At 68.9% G+C, this 19,269-nt stretch carries 17 protein-coding genes; 13 read left to right on the forward strand and 4 right to left on the reverse strand.

The features are described from left to right. Positions 1-116: 116 nt before the first annotated feature. Complete coding sequence (locus ACFYUV_RS46420) at positions 117-1,751, reverse strand: ABC transporter substrate-binding protein (RefSeq protein WP_387681371.1); 1,635 nt, start codon at positions 1,749-1,751, stop codon at positions 117-119. A gap of 470 nt (positions 1,752-2,221) precedes the next feature. On the opposite strand from ACFYUV_RS46420, the gene ACFYUV_RS46425 reads away from it, so the two are divergent. The 3 genes from ACFYUV_RS46425 to ACFYUV_RS46435 all read left to right on the forward strand — a co-directional run bounded on the left by ACFYUV_RS46425 (position 2,222) and on the right by ACFYUV_RS46435 (position 4,306). Then, on the forward strand, positions 2,222-3,157 hold the full coding sequence (locus ACFYUV_RS46425) for an ABC transporter permease (RefSeq protein ID WP_352320850.1): 936 nt from the start codon (positions 2,222-2,224) through the stop codon (positions 3,155-3,157). Beyond that, the gene (locus tag ACFYUV_RS46430; RefSeq protein ID WP_352361753.1) at positions 3,150-4,016 is read left to right on the forward strand and encodes an ABC transporter ATP-binding protein; all 867 of its coding nucleotides are present in this window, start codon (positions 3,150-3,152) and stop codon (positions 4,014-4,016) included. Before ACFYUV_RS46425 ends, ACFYUV_RS46430 begins: the two co-directional genes overlap by 8 nt. A 134-nt stretch (positions 4,017-4,150) precedes the next feature. Continuing rightward, positions 4,151-4,306 (forward strand): hypothetical protein, encoded by a 156-nt coding sequence (locus tag ACFYUV_RS46435; protein ID WP_185845322.1) that lies wholly within the window; start codon positions 4,151-4,153, stop codon positions 4,304-4,306. Positions 4,307-4,816: 510 nt separating this feature from the next. Here the strand turns inward: ACFYUV_RS46435 and ACFYUV_RS46440 are convergent. Both ACFYUV_RS46440 and ACFYUV_RS46445 read right to left on the reverse strand, forming a co-directional pair. Next, a complete protein-coding gene (locus tag ACFYUV_RS46440) occupies positions 4,817-5,740 on the reverse strand; it encodes a hypothetical protein (RefSeq protein ID WP_387681374.1) in 924 nt (307 codons plus the stop codon). A 465-nt stretch (positions 5,741-6,205) separates the two neighbouring features. Next, positions 6,206-7,522 (reverse strand): lysine 2,3-aminomutase, encoded by a 1,317-nt coding sequence (locus ACFYUV_RS46445; RefSeq protein WP_358298713.1) that lies wholly within the window; start codon positions 7,520-7,522, stop codon positions 6,206-6,208. A 175-nt stretch (positions 7,523-7,697) separates the two neighbouring features. Here ACFYUV_RS46445 and ACFYUV_RS46450 point away from each other — a divergent pair, with 175 nt between their 5' ends. From ACFYUV_RS46450 to ACFYUV_RS46470, 5 genes are all read left to right on the forward strand, one after another. Next, a complete protein-coding gene (locus tag ACFYUV_RS46450; RefSeq protein WP_387681377.1) occupies positions 7,698-8,258 on the forward strand; it encodes a DUF1707 domain-containing protein in 561 nt (186 codons plus the stop codon). 155 nt (positions 8,259-8,413) lie between these two features. Then, positions 8,414-9,433, forward strand: coding sequence for a phosphate acyltransferase PlsX (gene plsX / locus ACFYUV_RS46455; protein ID WP_387681380.1), 1,020 nt, complete (start codon positions 8,414-8,416; stop codon positions 9,431-9,433). Between the two features lie 41 nt (positions 9,434-9,474). Further along, positions 9,475-11,766: an HAD-IC family P-type ATPase gene (locus ACFYUV_RS46460; protein ID WP_387681382.1), complete on the forward strand. Its 2,292-nt coding sequence runs from the start codon at positions 9,475-9,477 to the stop codon at positions 11,764-11,766. Next, complete coding sequence (gene argS / locus ACFYUV_RS46465; protein WP_387681385.1) at positions 11,763-13,490, forward strand: arginine--tRNA ligase; 1,728 nt, start codon at positions 11,763-11,765, stop codon at positions 13,488-13,490. The genes ACFYUV_RS46460 and argS overlap by 4 nt, the downstream gene beginning before the upstream one ends. A gap of 162 nt (positions 13,491-13,652) precedes the next feature. After that, on the forward strand, positions 13,653-14,945 hold the full coding sequence (locus tag ACFYUV_RS46470; protein WP_387681387.1) for a hypothetical protein: 1,293 nt from the start codon (positions 13,653-13,655) through the stop codon (positions 14,943-14,945). Positions 14,946-14,951: 6 nt separating this feature from the next. Here ACFYUV_RS46470 and ACFYUV_RS46475 read toward each other — a convergent pair whose 3' ends face one another. Continuing rightward, complete coding sequence (locus ACFYUV_RS46475; protein ID WP_352320833.1) at positions 14,952-15,335, reverse strand: cell division protein SepF; 384 nt, start codon at positions 15,333-15,335, stop codon at positions 14,952-14,954. A 170-nt stretch (positions 15,336-15,505) separates the two neighbouring features. On the opposite strand from ACFYUV_RS46475, the gene ACFYUV_RS46480 reads away from it, so the two are divergent. The 5 genes from ACFYUV_RS46480 to ACFYUV_RS46500 all read left to right on the forward strand — a co-directional run bounded on the left by ACFYUV_RS46480 (position 15,506) and on the right by ACFYUV_RS46500 (position 18,955). Then, positions 15,506-16,276 (forward strand): PhzF family phenazine biosynthesis protein, encoded by a 771-nt coding sequence (locus tag ACFYUV_RS46480; RefSeq protein ID WP_387681391.1) that lies wholly within the window; start codon positions 15,506-15,508, stop codon positions 16,274-16,276. A gap of 98 nt (positions 16,277-16,374) precedes the next feature. Further along, positions 16,375-16,809: an Hsp20/alpha crystallin family protein gene (locus ACFYUV_RS46485; RefSeq protein ID WP_387681394.1), complete on the forward strand. Its 435-nt coding sequence runs from the start codon at positions 16,375-16,377 to the stop codon at positions 16,807-16,809. A 56-nt stretch (positions 16,810-16,865) separates the two neighbouring features. Further along, entirely contained in the window at positions 16,866-17,177 is a 312-nt protein-coding gene (locus tag ACFYUV_RS46490; RefSeq protein WP_387681397.1) for a MerR family transcriptional regulator, read from the forward strand. 453 nt (positions 17,178-17,630) lie between these two features. Further along, entirely contained in the window at positions 17,631-18,086 is a 456-nt protein-coding gene (locus ACFYUV_RS46495; RefSeq protein WP_387681400.1) for a hypothetical protein, read from the forward strand. A 464-nt stretch (positions 18,087-18,550) separates the two neighbouring features. Continuing rightward, entirely contained in the window at positions 18,551-18,955 is a 405-nt protein-coding gene (locus ACFYUV_RS46500; RefSeq protein ID WP_387681403.1) for a hypothetical protein, read from the forward strand. The last annotated feature ends 314 nt before the right edge of the window (positions 18,956-19,269 follow it).

The following is a 19,269-nucleotide window of genomic DNA, read 5'->3' on the forward strand; positions in this document are numbered from 1 at the left end:
ACATGCGTGGAGGCAGTCACCCTCGTAGCCGCGGTTTGCCCGGCCCCAAAGTGACTGCCTCCAAGCTCAGTCCTCCGATGGACGGACGGCGAGAGCCGTCCGCCCGGCGAATGACGTCAGGCCTTCTCGACGTCAGACCACTGAACCTGGTTGAGCAGGTTCAGCTTGACGCCCTTGACCTTGGCGGAGTGGCCGAAGTTGCTCCGGTAGAAGTACACCGGGATGTACGGCATGTCCTTGATCAGGATGTCGTCGGCCTGCTGGTAGAGCTTGAGGCCCTCGGCGGCGTCGGCGGCCTGGTCGCCCTTGGCGACGATGTCGTCGAACTCCTTGTTCTCGTAACCGCCGTAGTTCGAGCCGGTCGAGATGGCCTGGGTGCCGAAGATCGGCGTCAGGTAGTTCTCGGCCGACGGGTAGTCGATCGACCAGCCCATGCGGAACAGGCCCTTGTACTTCTTGGCGTCCAGGTCGTCCAGGATGGCCTTGAAGTTCTCGAACGGCTTCGGCGTGACCTCGATGCCCAGGTTGGCGCGGAGGTTGTTGGCGACGGCCTCGATCCACTCCTTGTGGCCGCCGTCGCCGTTGTAGCCGAGCTCCAGCTTGGCCGGGCCCTTGGCGTCGGCGTAGAGCTTCTTCGCCTCGGCCGGGTTGTACGTGCAGGCCGTGCAGGCGCCCTGACGGTAACCGGGGATGGCCGGGTTGATGAAGTCGTCGGCCGGGGCGCGGGTGCCCGCGAAGACCGTCTCGGTGATGGTCTTGCGGTCGATGGCCATGGAGATGGCCTTGCGCACGTCCGGGTTCTTGAACTCGGGGTTGTACTTCAGCGGGACGCCGATGTAACCGACAGAGGCGTCGGGCTCGTCGAAGTAGCGGTCGCCGAGAACGGACTTGGCGGTCGCGATCGCCGAGGCGGGCAGCGAGTCGTCCACGTCCAGGTTCTCGGCCTGGAGGTCCTGGAAGGCGGTCTCGGCCGAGCTGTAGATCTTGAACTGCAGCTTGGTCCAGTTCTTCGGCTTGGGGCCGGGGAACTTGTCGTAGACCGTCATGTCGATGGTCTGCGCGCCGCCCTTCTTGTAGGGCTTGTCGACCTTGAACAGGCCCTGGCCGATCGGCTGCTCGCCGTAGGCCTGGGTCACCTTGCCGTCGGCGCCGAGCGCGGAGGCCGGCAGCGGGTAGAAGGCGGTGTACCCGAGCATCGTCTTGAACTGCGAGAACGGTGCGGACAGCGTCACCTCAAGGGTGCTGTCGTCGACAGCCTTGAGGCCCTTCATCTCCTTGGCCGTCGGCGTCTTGCCCTCGCCCGGGTGGACGTCGGCGAAGCCGTCGATGCGGGAGAAGAAGGCGGAGGAGCTCATGGCGTTGTCCTGGTTGGCGCCATAGTTCCAGGCCCGCGCGTAGTCAGCCGCGGTGACCGGCTTGCCGTCGTGCCAGGTGTAGCCGGACTTGAGCTTGATCGTCCAGACCTTGCTGTCCTGGGTGGTGATCGACTCGGCGGCCTCTTCAACCGGCTGCTTGTTCTCGTCGTACTTGACGAGCGGCGAGAACACCGCGGCGAGGACTTCGGAGCCCTCGGTCTCGGTGGTGTTCAGCGGGTTGAGGAGCTCCTGAGGCTCACCGATCTCCATGCGGACCGGCGTTTCGCCGCCGCCCGCGGCAGTGCCGCCGTCCGAGGCACCGCCGCCACACGCGGCAACCGCGAGGGCGAGCAGCGCGGTACCGGCGACGATCTGTGCGCCCTTAGTAACACGCATGGTGAAAAAAATCCTCCCTCTACAGGTGGGCGACAGCGCTGAGCTGCGGTGATGGTAAGCAGCCTGACGGGGGGTTCCTGGTATCCCCCGGATTTGGCTGACATGGTCAAACCAGCCGACGCCCTGCCAGTCGATCGCGACTATCCCTTACTACTTGCCACCAGCGAGTCTCTGGCGCGTTGCAGTTCGGTCACACGTGCGCCAATCCAGCGTCACAGACATTCTTCCTATAACTCTACAAACACCCCAGGGATGCTCAAACAGGTCAAGCCTCGACGTGAACGGCGGATGAAAATTACCCCCTACAGGACCGTGGTCGCGCCCTTCCCGCCATGGCCCGCCTCGCTGGGCTACGGTTGAGCGAGTCTTGACGGCACCTTGGAACCTGGCGCCCCAAGACTCCGTCCAAGCATCTGCCGCGTCCCTCGCGGCAGGCACCCCACCGACCTGGATCCAATAGAGTCCTAGCCATGAGCCAGCCGGAATCCGCTGTCGCGGACGCCCAGGCGGGCGGCCGAAGCGGGCAGGAGCCGCTGGCCAAGCTCGCCGAGAGATACGGACTTCGCCGTGCCATCGCGCGGCCGAGGTTCCCTGTCTATCTGCGCCAGCTCTGGGAGCGGCGACACTTCATCCTGACGTACGCGACGTCCCGCAACGTCTCGAAGTACTCCAGCTCGGCCCTGGGCCAGCTGTGGCAGGTGCTGACCCCCCTCCTGAACGCCGGCATCTACTACGTGATGTTCGGCGTCATCCTGGGCGGCCGGGGCGGCATCGAGAACTACCCGGCCTTCCTGCTGACCGGGATGTTCGTCTTCACCTACACCCAGCGCGTGGTCACGGCGGGCGCCAAGTCGATCTCCGGCAACCTGTCGATGATCCGCGCCCTGCACTTCCCGCGCGCGTCGCTGCCACTGGCGTACACGATCCAGGAGCTGCAGCAGCTCGCCATCTCCATGGGCGTGCTCCTCGTCATCGTGACGGCCACCGGCGAGTGGCCCACCTGGTTCTGGCTCATGATCCCGGTGGTGCTGGCGCTCCAGACGATGTTCAACATCGGGGCCAGCCTGGTGATCGCCAGGATGGGCGCCCAGATGCGCGACCTCAACCAGTTGCTGCCGTTCATCACCCGCACCTGGCTCTACGCCTCGGGTGTCTTCTTCTCGATCCAGGACAAGGTGGTCGGGTCCGCGAAGCTGCCCCAGTGGGTCGCCGACGTGATGTACCTGAACCCGACGGCTTCCTACATCGAGTGGATGCGCGACATCCTGATCAAGAGCTACCACCCGCAGAACGGGCACTACCCGCCGACCATGGTGTGGGTGTCTTGCGTATTCTGGGCAGTGTTCTCACTCGGCTTCGGCTTCTGGTACTTCTGGCGGTCCGAGGAGAGGTACGGGCGTGGCTGAACTGACCGAGGAGCTGTCACAGGTGAAGGGCGAGGAGCCCGCCGTCCCCGGCAAGGACGTGAGGGTGCACCCCAACCCGGAGCCCCGGGGCAAGAGTCCGCTCGACGTTCCCACGGGCACCCCGACCGTCATCGTCGACGACCTGCACATCGTCTACCGCGTCTACGGCACGGCCACCGACAACGAGAAGGGCAACGCGGTCAACGCCCTCACGCGCCTGCTGAAGCGCCAGGGCCGTCCGCAGATGAAGGAGGTCCACGCCGTCAAGGGCGTGACCTTCGTGGCCTACCACGGCGACGCCATCGGCATCGTGGGCCGCAACGGGTCGGGCAAGTCCACGTTGCTGCGCGCCATCGCCGGCCTGCTCCCGCCGCACGAGGGCGCCGTCTACACCGACGGCCAGCCCTCGCTGCTCGGCGTCAACGCCGCGCTCATGCGCGAGCTGACCGGTGAGCGCAACATCGTCCTCGGCTGTTACGCCATGGGCATGACGCCGGCGGAGGTCAAGGAGAAGTACCAGGAGATCGTCGACTTCTCCGGCATCGACGAGTTCGTCCAGCTGCCCATGTCCACGTACTCGTCGGGCATGGGCGCGCGGCTGCGCTTCGCCATCTCCTCGGCCAAGACCCACGACGTCCTGCTCATCGACGAGGCCCTGGCCACGGGCGACCGCGAGTTCCGCAAGAAGAGCGAGGCCCGCATCCGGCAGATCCGCGAGTCGGCCGGCACGGTCTTCCTGGTCGCCCACGACCTCAAGGTCATCGAGGAGACCTGCAACCGGGTCATCTGGCTGCACAAGGGCAAGATCCGGATGGACGGCGACCCCAAGGAAGTCATCGCCGCCTACAACAAGGGCTGAGCCCGCCCGCTTTTCGATCACCTGCGCGAAACGTGGGTGACTCGCGCGCCGAAACACTGACAGCGTGACTGCCGTTCCGATAGTATTCGAACGCGAATTCGATCCAAGGAACGCTGATGGAGTGGGGGCGCGCGATGGGAGAGCTTTCGGCCGCGATCGACCACCTGGCCATCGAAGACGTGGCCGAGATCCCCAGGATGCAGCTCGCCGAGCAGCTGCTGGAGCTTCACTGGCAGATGGCCCGGTTGCAGGCCCAGATAGCCCGGCGCACCGGCGTCCGGCTGCCCTAGCGGCCCGCGCCGGACAAGGGGGGACAAGAGAAGGCCGCCGACCCCGTGGCGGGGCCGGCGGCGGGCTCGGCGTGGCGCCGCTGCCCTGCAGTCAGCGGCGGCTCGCGCGCGTGAACCCCCGGGCTGGAGCGCATCCGCCCAGACCCGTGGCGGGCCCGTCCGCCCGAGCGGCGGACCCGCGACCGACGCGCGGCAGTGCCGTCGAGGCGCTCGGCACCTTGTGAGCGCACCCCATCGGCCTGTCCTGTCGGTGCGACGACGCCCCCGTCGTTCCGCGGGCGTCCACCGACGCCGGGGAGAGCGGGAACCCGCCGTCGCGGGAACAACCTGGCACCTGAACGCGGGCCACCTCACGGCCGTCACGGCCGGTTCGCGAGCGTCGGCACCTGGGACGCCGGCGAACCGTCGCACGACCCTCGGCGGGGCCGCGTGCGCGCGTCGTCACGTCATGTCCGGGACGCGCCCGCGCGGGTCACGTCCGCGACACGTCCGGGACGCGCCGCGCTCGTCTCAGTCGCGCACCCAGGAGCCCCGCACCGAGCTCGTCAGCGCGTCGCTGCTCCAGCCGAGGGCGGAGACCATGTCGCTGTAGGAGCCGGCGGCCTTGGAGCCGTTGGCCGAGACGAAGCCCGCGGTGTCCTGCATGAGCGGGGTGATCTCGTCGACGGACGCGGTCCGGGTGGTGCCCGGCAGCGCCTCGACGACCGGCGCGGCCTCGACGGGGGCGACCTGCCCGACCATCGGGGCCAGCTCGCCGCCGGACGCGTGCGGCAGGGCCATCCTGGCGGCGCGGGTGAGCCCGCCCATCCCGGACTCCATGGACAGGTCGCGCAGGCCCTTGGTGGCGCCCGTCATGCTCGTGGTGGCGGTGCCGGCCGTGCCGGAGCCCGTGCCGGGCAGCAGCGCGCCGCCGCCCACCTTGCCCATCGCGCCGCCGACCGAGGCCCCGGCCAGGGCGGTCATCGTGTCCATGGCGCCGCGCAGCGGGGCGCTCGTGCCGGTGAGCCCGCCGTTGCTCTGGGGCGCGCCCTTGACCAGCGGCTGCGCCATGCGGGCGCCGCCGAGCAGCGGCAGCGACTTGGCCAGGCCCCGGCCGCCGCCGCCGATCGCGCCGCTGCCGAGGATGGGCGACAGCTCGGGCAGCGGGCCGCTCGCCTGGGTGACGTCCTCGGCCGCGTTCGGCGTCATCGCCAGGCTGGCGCGCCGGTTCTCGTCGGCGATGTCGCGCGCCCTGGCCTCGCCGGCGGCGTCCGCCGCCTTGGCCTTGTTGGCCCCGGTCAGGCCGCCGAGGCCGCCGCCCAGGCTGCTGAGCAGCCCGCCGCCGAGCAGCCCGCCGAGCAGGTCGAGCGGGCCTCCGCTGGTGCCCCCGCCCAGGCCGTCCAGCGGGACGATCTTGGCGGTGTGAGTGAATTGAACTTCTGCTTGAGCTGGCACGGCCAAAGCCGCCGCCAAGCCGAATGCTGTGACGGCAACGGCCGCCTTGACTACTCGATTCATGATTGCCTTCCCGGCTCGTGATCGATCGCTCTCGAATGCGGTGGAAATGCGAATCGATAACCCCCGAATGCCGTGGCGCACACGCTATGGGCACCACACGAAGCGTGCTGTCACGGCTGAGCTACGGAAGCAGTTGTATCACTCACGGTGATCGCCCGCAGGCGGCCGGAAAGCCCATGTAGCAGGGTTTGCAGCCCGGTTACCGAGTAAAGGGGGAGCGTTGAGCGGAGAGACAAAACGGGAAATACCCCGGTTTTGATTTCGATTCCGCGCGGACCCGATCACCATCGGGACCGCGACACCGACGTGCGCCCGCACGGCCCGCGAACAAGTGGTCGCATTAACAAATGTCACGGGCCGGGGGCGCACAATTCAGGGACGGTGGCGCGAGAACGCGACCACTCAGATGGGCAGCAAGGCGTCGGCCGGCTCGAACGGAAAACGCTCGGCGAACGCCGGCCGCAGATCCGTCAGCCAGACCGCCGACGGGTCGTACCGGGCGAAGAACGGCCGCCCGACCAGCTCCGGGTCGCGGGCCTGGATGAGATGCAGCACGAAGACGCGCTCACCGGCGATCTCGGTCACGCCGTCCACGCACACCTTGCCCGGCGTGGCCGACATGGACGGCCCCCGGACCGTACGGCAGAGCCCGGAGACGGTCGAGTAGGCGTCCCTGAAGATCTCGTACGCGCGGGCCAGCGGGACCGCGAAGTAGTCCTGCGGCCCGGTGTCGCGCTCGACGAACATGTAATAGGGAATCAGCCCCATCCGCAGCTGCCGCCGCCACATCGACGACCACACGGCTGGATCGTCGTTGATGGACCTGATCAGCGGCGCCTGGGTCCTGATGGTGGCCCCGCTGCCGAGGATGCGTTCGACCGCCGACTCCACCAGCGGCGACTCCAGCTCCCGCGGATGCGAGAAGTGGGCCATGAACGCCAGGTTCTTGCCGGCCTTCACCACCTCCTGGAACAGGCCGAGCGTGGCGTCGGCGTCGGGATCGGTGGTGAAGCGCTGCGGCCAGTAGGCCAGCGCCTTGGTGCCGATGCGGATCGATTCGAGCTGGTCGAGGCCGAGCAGCGGCTCGATGTAGCGCCTGATGACCGGCTCACCCATGATCATGGCGTCGCCGCCGGTGATCAGGACGCTGGTGACCTCGGGGTGGTGGCGGATGTAGGACACCATCCGGTCGATGTCGTCGGAGGCGAACTTCAGGTCCGCGTCCCCGATGAACTGCGCCCACCGGAAGCAGTAGGTGCAGTAGGCATGGCAGGTCTGCCCCTGTTTAGGGAAGATCAGCACTGTCTCTGGATATTTGTGCTGCATGCCGGGCACCGGCTCGTCGCCCATCCGCGGGACGTTGAGCTCCTTCTGCCCGGCGGGATGCGGGTTGAGCTGCGCGCGTACCCGGTTGGCCTCGGCCTGGACCTCGCTGTTGGGCGCCTCGGCCTTGAGCAGATCGGCCAGCCTGGCCACGTCCGCGGCGGGAAGCATGTCCTCCTGCGGGAAGACGAGGCGGTAGATGGGATCGTCGGGCGCCGCCGACCAATCTATGAGTTCATCCACGACATAGGCGTTCGTCCGGAAGGGCAGCACCGTGGCCACGGCGCGGACCCTCAGCCGCTCCTCGTCGTCCAGCCCCGCCCGTCGCAGGAGCTCGTCGAGGTGCTTGGACGTGTACGCCTTGAAGCGTCGGGTACCTGCCTGGTTCAAGATCACTAGGCCTTTCCCATCTTTTTTGTTCGCTCGCGTGTAAACCTCACGACCCAGTCGCGCGTCTACGGTTCTTAATATCCGGACGCGACGCGCCGCGTCCCCGGTTCCACTGGGCTCCAAGTTTCCTTGCAGGTTTGACACTCGCGACATATCGCGATTCGACATACACTGATTCATCGTGACCGAGGATCTCGACCTGCGCGCCTCCGACGCCGACCGCGACCGCGTCGCGGCCCTGCTGGGCGACGCGCTCGCCACCGGAAGACTCACCAGCGTCGAGCACGCCGACCGTCTGGAGATCGCCTACACGGCGAAGACGATCGGCGAGCTCGTCCCCCTCACCCGGGACCTGCCCCAGGTGTCCGCCCCGTCCGCCCTGCCCGAGGCCATCGAGCACCAGGTGATCAGCTCGAAGTTCAGCAAGATCGTGCGCAAGGGGCGCTGGGTCGCCTCCCGGCGCACCAAGCTGTCGGCCCGCTTCGGCACCCTCGTCATCGACCTGTCCGACGCCGTGCTCCCCGGCCGGGAGATCACCATCGAGACCGACGCGAAGTTCAGCAAGATGATCGTCCGGGTGCCGGAGAACGCCCACGTGATCGACGAGGGCAGCTCGATCTTCGGCAAGCGGAACGTCAGCGGCGGCTCGGCGGGCGACGGCCCGCTGATCCGGGTCACCGGCTCGTCGAAGTTCTCCAAGGTCGTCGTGACCCGCGGCCTCGACGACTGGAACCTCCACTGACGGGCCCCCGCGACTGGAAGCGCCGCGCCGGGGAAGCAGGGAGGTCCACCCGCCGGTCGACCTGACATCCGGCCTGCCTACGATGCGGACATACACGAGCCCGCGTACCGGCCCGGCCGGGCGACGGCGGGCTCGTCTGTCCCACGAGGTGACCATTGTCCGACAGCAGGCCCGTCGCGCTCGACGCCATGGGCGGCGACCACGCTCCCCACGAGATCGTGGCCGGCGCGGTCCACGCCGTACGGGAGCGCAAGCTGCCCATCGTGCTCGTCGGCTCACCCCGCATCCTGTACGAGGCCCTGGCCGACCACGACGCCACCAAAGAGGTCCCCATCGTCCGGGCGGAAGAGGCCCTGGCCATGGACGAAGGCGCCCTGGCCAGCCTGCGCCGCCCGCGCTCCAGCATCGCCATCGCCTGCCACCTCGTCCGCCGCGGCGACGCCTCGGCCGTGGTGTCGGCCGGCTCGACCGCGGGCATCGTCGCCACCGGCAGGCTCCGGCTCAAGGCCCAGCAGGGCGTCCTGCGACCGGCCATCGCCGTGGCGCTCCCGACGCTCCCCACCCCCACCCTCCTGGTGGACGCCGGCGCCAACGCCGAGGTCAAACCGGAGATGCTGGTGCAGTTCGCCCACCTCGGCGCGGCCTACGCCGAGCTGGCCTACGACATCCCCGAGCCCCGGATCGGCCTGCTCACCATCGGCAGCGAGGCGGAGAAGGGCAACAAGCTCGTCAAACGCGCCCACGAACTGCTGCAGTCCTCCCCCGGCATCCGCTTCACCGGCAACGTCGAGGGCCACGACCTGCTCACCGGCAAGGTCGACGTCGTCACCACGGACGGCTTCACCGGCAACGTCGCGCTCAAGACCATGGAAGGCGCGGTCCGGTACGCCTTCGGCGAGCTGGCCGAGACCATCGGCGAGAGCAGGATCGCCAAGTTCGGCGCGCTCATGCAACGCGGCCGCCTGCGCGAGCTGCGCAGACGCCTCGACGCCGAGGCCCACGGCGGCGCCGTCCTGCTCGGGCTGAACGGGACGGTGGTGATCGCCCACGGCTCCTCCAGGGCGCCCGCGATCAGCGCCGCCTGCCAGGTCGCCGCCGACCTCTCCGCGGGCGGCATCGTCGCCAGGATCGGCGACCGGATCGCCGCCACGCATCGCTCACACAGACTCTGGTGACGCCGTAGTGTGTGAGACCGATCCACAGGAACGGGGGAAATGTGGACGGCCTCACCTCAGCACAGGTCGCGGAGGCGAAGACCAACGAGGTGCCGCGGCGGTCGAGCAGATCGCTCAGCGCGATCATCAGGGCGAACGTGTTCACCCTGTTCAACCTGGTCATCGGCGTGCTCTGGGCGCTGATCCTGATCTTCGGCGAGTGGCAGGACGGCCTGTTCGGCCTGGTGATCGTGGCCAACGCGCTGATCGGCATCGTCCAGGAGCTGCGCGCCAAGCGCACCCTCGACAAGCTCGCCGTGATCAACGAGGCTCCGGTCCGCGTCCGCCGCGACGGCCGTGAGCAGCAGGTCGAGCCGCACCGGGTCGTCCTCGGCGACCTGGTCCTGCTCGGCTCCGGCGACCGCCTGCTGGTCGACGGCGAGGTCGTCGGCTCCGACGGCCTGGAGATCGACGAGTCGCTGCTGACCGGCGAGGCCGACCCGGTGCACAAGAAGCCCGGCGACCAGGTGTTGTCGGGCAGCTTCGCGGTCGCCGGCGCCGGCGCGTACGTCGCCACCCGCGTCGGCACCGACGCCTACGCCGTGCGGCTGGCGGAGGAGGCCAGCAAGTTCCACCTCGCCCACTCCGAGCTGCGCGAGGGCGTGGCGAACTTCATCAAGTACATCACCTGGCTGGTCGTGCCGATCGGCGCCCTGCTGATCTACAGCCAGCTGCACAACTCCGCCGACTTCTCCACCGCCATCACCGGCGCGGTCGCCGGCATCGTCACCATGATCCCCGAGGGCCTGGTGCTGATGACCTCGATCGCGTTCGCCGTCGGCGTCATCCGCCTCGGCCGGCGCAAGTGCCTGGTCCAGGAGCTGCCCGCGATCGAGGGCCTGGCCAGGGTCGACGTGCTCTGCCTGGACAAGACCGGCACCCTCACCGCCGGCGGCATGGACCTCGACCAGGTGCTCCCGCTGCGCGACGGCCAGCCGGTCGAGCCCGCGCTGGCCGCCCTGGCCCACCTCGACGCCCGTCCCAACGCCACCGCCCAGGCCATCAGGGCCCGCTACCCCGCCCCCGCCGACGGCTGGGCGGCGGCCTCGTCCGTGCCCTTCTCCTCGGCCCGCAAGTGGAGCGGCGCCGACTTCGGCGGGCACGGCGCCTGGCTGCTGGGCGCCCCCGACGTGCTGCTGCACGACGGCGACGGCTACGACAGGGCCGCCGAGCTGGCCGCCACCGGCACCCGCGTGCTCGTCCTGTGCCGCACGCCCGACCTGCGGGCCGCCCAGGACGGCGGGCCCGTCGAGCCCGTCGCGCTGGTCACCCTCAGGCAGCGGATCAGGCCCGACGCGCTCAAGACCCTCGGCTACTTCGCCCAGCAGGGCGTCACGGTCAAGGTGATCTCCGGCGACAACCCGGAGGCGGTCTCCGCCATCGCCATGAGCCTGAAGATCCCCGGCGGCGACCGTTCCATCGACGCCAGGACGCTCCCCCAGGACGACCCCGTCAAGCTCGGCGAGCTGCTCGACTCCCACACCGTGTTCGGCCGGGTCAGCCCGCAGCAGAAGCGGCAGTTCGTCGGCGCGCTGCAGGCCCGCGGGCACACCGTGGCCATGACCGGCGACGGCGTCAACGACGTCCTCGCGCTCAAGGACGCCGACCTCGGCATCGCCATGGGCGCGGGCAGTCCGGCCACCAAGGCGGTGGCCCAGGTGGTGCTGCTGGACGACAAGTTCGCCACGCTGCCGCACGTCGTCGGCGAGGGCCGCCGGGTGCTGGCCAACATCGAACGCGTCTCCAACCTCTTCCTCACCAAGACCTTCTACGCGATCGTGTTGTCGCTGGCCGTCGGCGTTGCCGGGGTGATGTTCCCGTTCGCGCCCCGCCACTCCACCCTCACCAACGCGCTGACCATCGGCATCCCGGCGTTCTTCCTGGCGCTCGCGCCCACGTTCGAACGGGCGCGGCCGGGGTTCGTCCGGCGGGTGCTGCGCTTCGCCGTGCCGGCGGGGGTATTGTGCGCGGTCGCGGTGCTGCTGTCGTTCTGGGCCGCCCACAGCGGCACCTCCACCCTGACCGAGGACCAGACGTCCGCGGTGATCACGCTCTTCCTCACCACGTGGTGGGTGCTCGTGCTGATCACCAGGCCGCTCAACTGGTGGCGGATCACGCTGCTGGCGTCCATGGCGGGGCTCTTCGCGCTCGCCCTGTCGCTGCCGCCCGTCCGGCGCTTCTTCGCCCTCGCCCCCGGCGACCTCAGCAACGACCTGACGGCCGTCGGCATCTCCCTGGTGGCCGCTGCGGCGATCAGCATCGCGGTCAAGGTCGCCGGTACCCTTAGAACATGACCGACCCGCAGATAGTGCTCACCGAGCGCGTCCAGCAGGCGCTGGCCAACGCGTTCGGCGCCGAGCACGCCGACGCAGACCCGCTGATCCGGCCCTCCCAGTTCGCCGACTTCCAGGCGAACGTCGCGATGAGCCTGGCCAAGCGCCTGCGACGGTCCCCGCGGGAGGTCGCCGAGGCGATCAAGGCCGAGCTGTCCGACTTCCCCGGCACGGTCGAGGTCAGCGGCCCCGGCTTCCTCAACATCACGCTCGCCGACTCCTGGATCGAGGCCCAGGCCGCGGGCATGCGCGACGACCAGCGCCTCGGCGTCGGCACCAGCACGCCCGCGCAGACCATCGTGATCGACTACTCCGCGCCCAACGCGGCCAAGGAGATGCACGTCGGCCACCTGCGCACCACCATCGTCGGCGACTCCCTCGCCCGCCTGCACGAACACCTCGGCAACAAGGTGATCAGGCAGAACCACCTCGGCGACTGGGGCACCCCGTTCGGCATGCTCATCGAGCACCTGCTCGACATCGGCGAGCCGGCCGCGGTCGCCCAGCTCGAAGCGGGCATGGGCACCGAGTTCTACCAGGCGGCGCGGGCCAAGTTCGACGCCGACGAGGGCTTCAAGCAGCGCGCCCGGGTCCGGGTCACCACCCTCCAGTCGGGCGACCCGGCCACCATGCGCCTGTGGCACGTCTTCATGGACGCCACCGTCCGCTACTTCAACAAGGTCTACTCCCTGCTCGGCGTCACGCTGACCGACGCCGACCTCGCGGGCGAGAGCATGTACAACCCCATGCTGGAGAAGACCTGCGCCGATCTTGAGGCGTCGGGCGTCGCCGTCCACAGCGAGGGCGCGCTCTGCCTGTTCCCGCCCGGCTTCACCGGGTCCGACGACAAGCCCCTGCCGCTCATCATCAGGAAGAGCGACGGCGGCTACGGCTACGCCTCCACCGACATGGCGGCGATCCGCTACCGCGTCCACGACCTGAAGGCCGACCGCATCCTCTACGTGGTGGGCGCCGACCAGGCGCTGCACTTCCGCATGGTGTTCGCCTCCGCGCAGATGGCCGGCTGGCTGCCCGACACCGTCTCGGCCGAACACGTCCAGATCGGCATGATGCTCGGCAAGGACGGCCGCCGCTTCAAGACCAGGTCGGGCGAGTCCATCAAGCTGATGGACCTGCTCCAGGAGGGCGTCGAGCGGGCCTCGGCGGCCATCGCCGAACGCGGCTACGACGAGGCCACCCGCAACGAGATCGCCCTGGCCGTCGGCATGGGCGCGGTCAAGTACGCCGACCTGTCGGTCAGCCACGACAGCGAATACGTCTTCGACTACGACCGCATGCTGGGCTTCACCGGCAACACCGGCCCCTACATGCAGTACGCCACCGCCCGCATCCGGTCCATCTTCCGCAAGGCGGACATGGAGCCGGCGGCCGCCACGTCCCCGATCCTGCTGGCCGAGCCCGCCGAGCGCGCCCTGGCCCTGCACCTGCTCGGCTTCGGCACGCTCATCGAAGAGGTCACCGCCCGCTCCGAGCCCCACCGGCTGTGCAACTTCCTCTTCGAGACGTCGAGCCTGTTCAGCACGTTCTACGAGCAGTGCCCGGTGCTGCGGTCCGACGTCGAGCCCGAGACCCGCGCCTCGCGGCTGGCCCTGTGCGCGCTGACCCTGCGCGTGCTCGAAACCGGCCTCGACCTTCTGGGCGTCCCCGTCCCCGACCGTATGTAACAGGCAGTTGGCTCAAAGTCTCCCGTTCCGTCATGGGCGCGCCTCCACCGGGTTGGCGCGCCCTAACGGCTAGGCTTTACGCGGTCATGAACTGAGGCCGAAATGGGGGAGTTCTCTGCCTTGAGCACGGACCTGACTGCGAGCCCCCAAGCAGCGACGGAGTTGCAACGCTACGCCGAGGCGCTGCTGGCGCACCTCGCCGCCAATGGCACCGCGCCTCCCGCCGCTCCGGGCTTTCGCGACATACCCGGCCACTGGCTGCCCCCTGCCGTCGAAGCGCTGGTCGCCATCCTCGCCGGCGACGACCCGCTCGAACCGCTGAGCAGGGCCGCCGGCCGCGACCAGCAGCAGACCGCGCTCTTCCTGTGCCTGGCCCTGGCGGTGTCCGGGCAGGGCAGCCGCATCCACGCCTCCTGGCTCGGCACGGCCTTCGGCGAGCTGTCGCTCGACCGTCCCGTCACCCACGGCCAGCGCTCGCTCTGGCTGGCCGCCGCCCGCGGCGCCTACGGCCCGGCCGGCAAGATCTTCGTGCTGCGCAAGCTCGACGCGCTGGCCGTGCAGGAGCACGCCGACGTCGAGGAGTGGGTGCAGGCGCTGGTGCCCGGTGAGCCCGCGGTCGTCGTGCCGCCGTCACTGGCCGATTTCCCGGAGATGGCCGAAATCCCCGACCTGGCCCGTCCGGCGGTCGCGGCCGCCCGCCTGGCCAGGCTGCGCGGCCGCTGCGCCGAGATCACCTCGGCCCGGCAGGCCGACCACGACTCCGCCGCCCCGCTCAGCAACAGCTCGGCCAGCCCGGCCGCGTCCTGGGCCGAGGACGAGCCGCTGGCGGTCCTGCGCGCCCAGATCGGGCAGGGCGGCCCGGCCGGCCCGATGGCCTCGCTGATCTCCCACCTGCTCGACGACCTGCGTCCCGGCGCCGACCCGCACCTGGCGGCCATCGCCCTGCACGTCGCCGCGCCCATCCTGCGCGGCCTGGCCGAGGAGCTCGAAGCCGACAGCCGGCTGACCCCGCCGGCCACGCTGACCGTCCCGCTGCTCGGCCACCGCATCCACCTGCGCCCCGAAGGCCCCGACGAGACCTCGATCGCCACGGCGGAGCACGCCATCCTCACCGAGGGCGTCGTGCCGCGCGGCCGGCCGTGGGCCGCGTTCGTGCTGATCGTGGCGGGTGTCGCGTGCCTGGCCGGAGCGGCGTTCAGCGCCTCGCTCCTGCTGGCCGCCGCCGGGGTGGCCATGCTCGGGCTGGGCGGCTGGCAGCTCTGGCAGCGCCACAAGACGATCGTCGCCGACGCCCGTTACGTGGCCGGCCAGGTCAACGAGCTGAAGGAGCTGGCCGAGGGCGCCGTCTGGGCCCTGCACGCCTACGCCAGAGAAGCGGACGCACGCGCGAAACAGGCCGCTGACGATGCAGCCGAGCTCACCCGGCTGATTCGTCGCGGCCCGCGCGCTGCTTAGACCCGATCAGGTCGTCTCGATCTCCACGTGCGCCGGCGCGAGCAGGAACACGCGATCGGCGATGCGCTCGATCCGACCCTCGCAACCGAACGCGAGCCCGGCGGCGAAGTCGACCATCCTCGTCGCCTCGGGCATCGCCATGCCCGTGACGTCCATGATCACCGTCTGCCCGTCACGGAAGTGCTGACCGATCAACGGTGCGTCGTTGTACTTGAGCGGCTGGACCATCACGATTCGCGACGCGTCGACGTTCGCGCGCCACCGCCGGGCGGCCCGCTCCGTCGCCGGAACGTACTCGTCCTCGTAGTGCTCGTCGTCGTCATAGCCGTCGTCGTAGTGATCGACCCCGCTCAGGCCAAGGTAGTTCACCACCTTGCGCACTGCCCCCATCGGCTTGTCCTTTCCTCAGGAACTCACCGTAATCGGCACGTCCCTACACATTGGACGGTAACCGACGATTCCGCATTCGCCACGCGACACGCCCAGCCCTAATTCCATTTTGTACGGCTTGCAACCCGCTTGCATCTGGATATCCGTCCCCCCCGTATAGCATCGGCCACATGCGCCTGTTCACTGTAGACGCCTTCACCGACACAGCTTTCAAGGGTAATCCCGCAGGTGTCTGCCTGCTGGACTCTCCGGTTACTGATGGGTGGATGCAGAGCGTAGCCGCCGAGATGAACCTCTCCGAGACCGCCTTCCTGCTCGGCGATTCCCTGCGGTGGTTCACCCCTGTGGTCGAGGTCACTCTCTGCGGTCATGCCACGCTGGCGACCGCTCACGTTCTGTATTCGACCGGCGCCGCGACCGGCCCCGTCGAATTCCGCACGGCCAGCGGAACGCTAACCGTGAATCGCGCCGCCGGAGACCTCATCACGATGGATTTCCCGGCCAAGGAGGTGACGCCCGTCACGGTTCCCGACGGCCTGGAGAAAGCGCTCGGAGCCACCCCGGTGCGGGTCGGGAAAAGCGACCTGGACCTGCTGGTCGAGGTCGATTCAGAGGAGACGGTACGCACCCTGCGCCCCGACATCCCGGCCCTGTCGGCAGTTGAGGCGCGCGGCGTCATCGTCACCGCCCGCGGCACCGGCACGGATTTCGTCTCACGATTCTTCGCTCCCCAAGTGGGCGTCGCCGAGGATCCGGTGACGGGTTCGGCCCACTGCGCCCTGTCGCCGTACTGGTCCGCGCGGCTCGGCCGCACGGCTCTGACCGGTGCGCAGCTCTCCGCCAGAGGCGGCCTGGTCCACACCCGCCTCGACGGCGACCGCGTCCACCTCGCCGGCCATGCCGTGACCATCCTCACCGGCACACTCCTCACACCCAGGTAAAAACTTCCTTACCCTCCTTGCTTCCCTCCACTCGGCTGTCTAACCTACAAATCGAGTTGGAGGTTAGCTACCACGACAGAAGCAGGAGGTTCGGAACCATGCTGCTGACTACGATCGACCCGTTCTTCCAGGAGTTCGAGCGCCAGTTCAACCGGCTGGCCCGCCAGACCTTCGACAACGGCGGCGCCGCCACGATGCCGATGGACGGCCTTCGCCGCGACGACGACGTCGTCCTGCGCTTCGACCTGCCCGGCATCGACCCGGACTCCATCGAGGTGACCGTCGACCGGGGCGTCCTCACCGTCGGCGCCCGTCGCGAGGAAGAGATCGCCGAGAACGAACGGCTGTTCGTCCGCGAGCGCCCGATGGGCACGTTCACCAGGCGCGTCTACCTGTCGGAGCACCTCGACAGCGACCGCATCGACGCCGGCTACGCCAACGGCGTGCTCACCGTGCGCATCCCGGTCCTCGAACGCGCCAAACCGCGCAAGGTGGAGATCCGGCGCAACGACACGAAGGCCATCCGGGCCTGACCCGGCACCGGGGGCGGGGCATCCCGGCCCCGCCCCCGAACCCCGAGGAGGCCACGATGCCCGCGCTGCCCTTCGACGACGAACACGCCCCGCTCTACTCCCTGGGCCAGGTCGCCGAGATGCTCCAGGTCCGCCAGGCCTACCTCCGCCGCCTGGACGAACACGACGTCATCAGCCCGAGCCGCTCGTCCGGCGGCCAACGCCGCTACTCCCGCAACGACATCCTGACCGTCCAGCACGTGACCGACCTCGCCGACCAGGGCATGACCCTGATCGCCATCCGCCGCATCCTGGAACTCGAACGCGAACTCGCCGACGTCCGCCGGCAACTCAAAGAAGCCCGCACCCGCCTCGGCGACGCCACTTAGCATGCGGCGCCCCTGAGCGACGTGCGCTTCCTCCCCTCTCCCCGCACAAGGCCAGCGGACCCCCTGGGCGATCGCGACGACGAGCACCAGCCCTCCAGAGCCTGCCCAGACCACCGGCGCCGAGGCGCCCGCCCTCCGCCTGCCGCATCCCCCCAGGTAATCGCAACCCCCGATCCCCGCCCACCGGCTACCGGCTACCGGCTACCGGCTACCGGCTACCGGCTACCGGCTCAAGCATCGCCCCCAGGCCCCCGCCACCAGGTCGCCTGGGCACAAACGCCGCCCCGTCTTGTCGGGCATAGGATGCGCCCTTACCGCACCGCCGCCGGCCCCCGACAGGACTCGCCCGCCATGAACCCCCACCACGAAAACCTTCGCACCCGGTTCCGAACCGCTCCGCTCCAACCCCCGCCGCCACCCTGGCGCCCCCTGCCGCCAGTAGCAGTCGGAGGCTTGACCGGCGTCGGCTTCGCCGTACACCCCGAATCGGGCGAGGACCTCATCCTGGTGACCTCTCACCAGGGACGCGGCGTCCTCAACTGCGTCACCGGCCGGCGCACAGCACGCGACCCCGACCCGGAACCAGCCTGGCCGGACGACTACACCCTCACCTGCCAAGGCATGGGACCTCTGACAGGCACCCCCATCAAGATCTCCGGCCTCCTGGGCGGCGGACTGCACACGACCACCACGAATGGATGGTCCATCGATGTCGTCACCCCCGACTGGCCCATCAAAAGCGTCCTGCTGTCCAGCGGCGGTGACCCCTACCGCGACGAACCCGGATCAACCTGGTGGCACATCCACCGCGAAGAGGGCTGCGAGCTCCGCACAGCCGGTTTCTCCCCCACAGGCCGCACCCTGGCCATCGCCTCCAGCTGCACACTAACCCTCTTCGCCCACCCCTGACATCCAGCCACCTGCCATGGCCTCAGAACGGCCAATCTGCCGAGCCTCACCAAGCTCGCGCTGACACCCAGCCCAGGCCCCCTGCCAACACAAGCCGGCTCCTGGAGTACACAGCTACGCCACCAGTCCGGACCGTTGAGTGGAGACATCCGACAGGCCGGTAACAGCATTGATGGGCGTGGCCGACAGAGACAAAGCCCCAGGCATGACCAGAACTTCCCTGGCAGCACCTCGTTCGGTCATCGCGAAATCCCCGGTCACCGCCGAAGGCAGGTCTGCTTCTATGGCGCGACTCCCACGGCTCGCTATTGGCTGTTGCGGCTGCCAGGAGCCGCTCTTAGGGGCGCGCAACACCCTCGCAGCGCCTCCTCCCCCGCAGAGTGACGCCGAAGTGTCAGCGTACTCACTGATGTGCAGACCTGAGGACGGACAAGCGTGCAGGGGGCGTGCTCCATAATCGCCTGGTGAGCTGGGTGGCGAACGTCATGGTGTCGGTTGATGCGGTGGACCGGCCCAACGTTGAGGCGTTGAGCAACTGGTTGCGGGCCGAGGCTCCGCGGCGGGACCGGCCGGGAATGGGATGTGGGTTCCTGACCGAGACGACCGGCCAGGATTCGCAATGGGGCGGCTGGAAGTTCCCCGAATGCAGCGTGTGGGCCGGGACGCTCAATCATGCTGATCTGCCCGCGGTTCTTGATCGAGTTCAGAACATCGCCTGGCGATGCCCGAACGCCGTCCAGGTCTTCTTGATGGACCAGGAGGAGTCGTTCTTTCGGCTGTGGATGCTGCGGAACGGCATGCTGAAGCAGTATGCACTCCCGCACCCTGGCGAGGAGGACGAGGGCTTCTTCACTGTCGATTCCAGGTGATTCCGGCCATTAGTGTCGCGGCGGGCACGGCTCGTTAGACGCTGATGGGGGCACGTCGGCGAGAGTGAAGCTGAACAGCTCCTGGCCCCCCTACGCAACGCCGACACCTGAAGTCTGTCTGCGGTCGCGGGATCGCCACCACTCTACGCAGGCGGGTAGAGGCCGACCTTCAGCGCAGATTTAGGGCCGGCCAAGGACGGAGCTGGAGGAACATCGAGCCAGGGGCCGGATACGAGCCCTTGGGTCTCCGGCGAGGCCGGGCCGGCTACGCCCCCTTGATCTCCTACGAAATGGGGCGGGACACGAACCCTAAC

Origin of the sequence: Nonomuraea sp. NPDC003560 (genome assembly GCF_042878785.1) — a bacterium.
In the GTDB taxonomy this organism is placed as follows: Bacteria; Actinomycetota; Actinomycetes; order Streptosporangiales; family Streptosporangiaceae; genus Nonomuraea.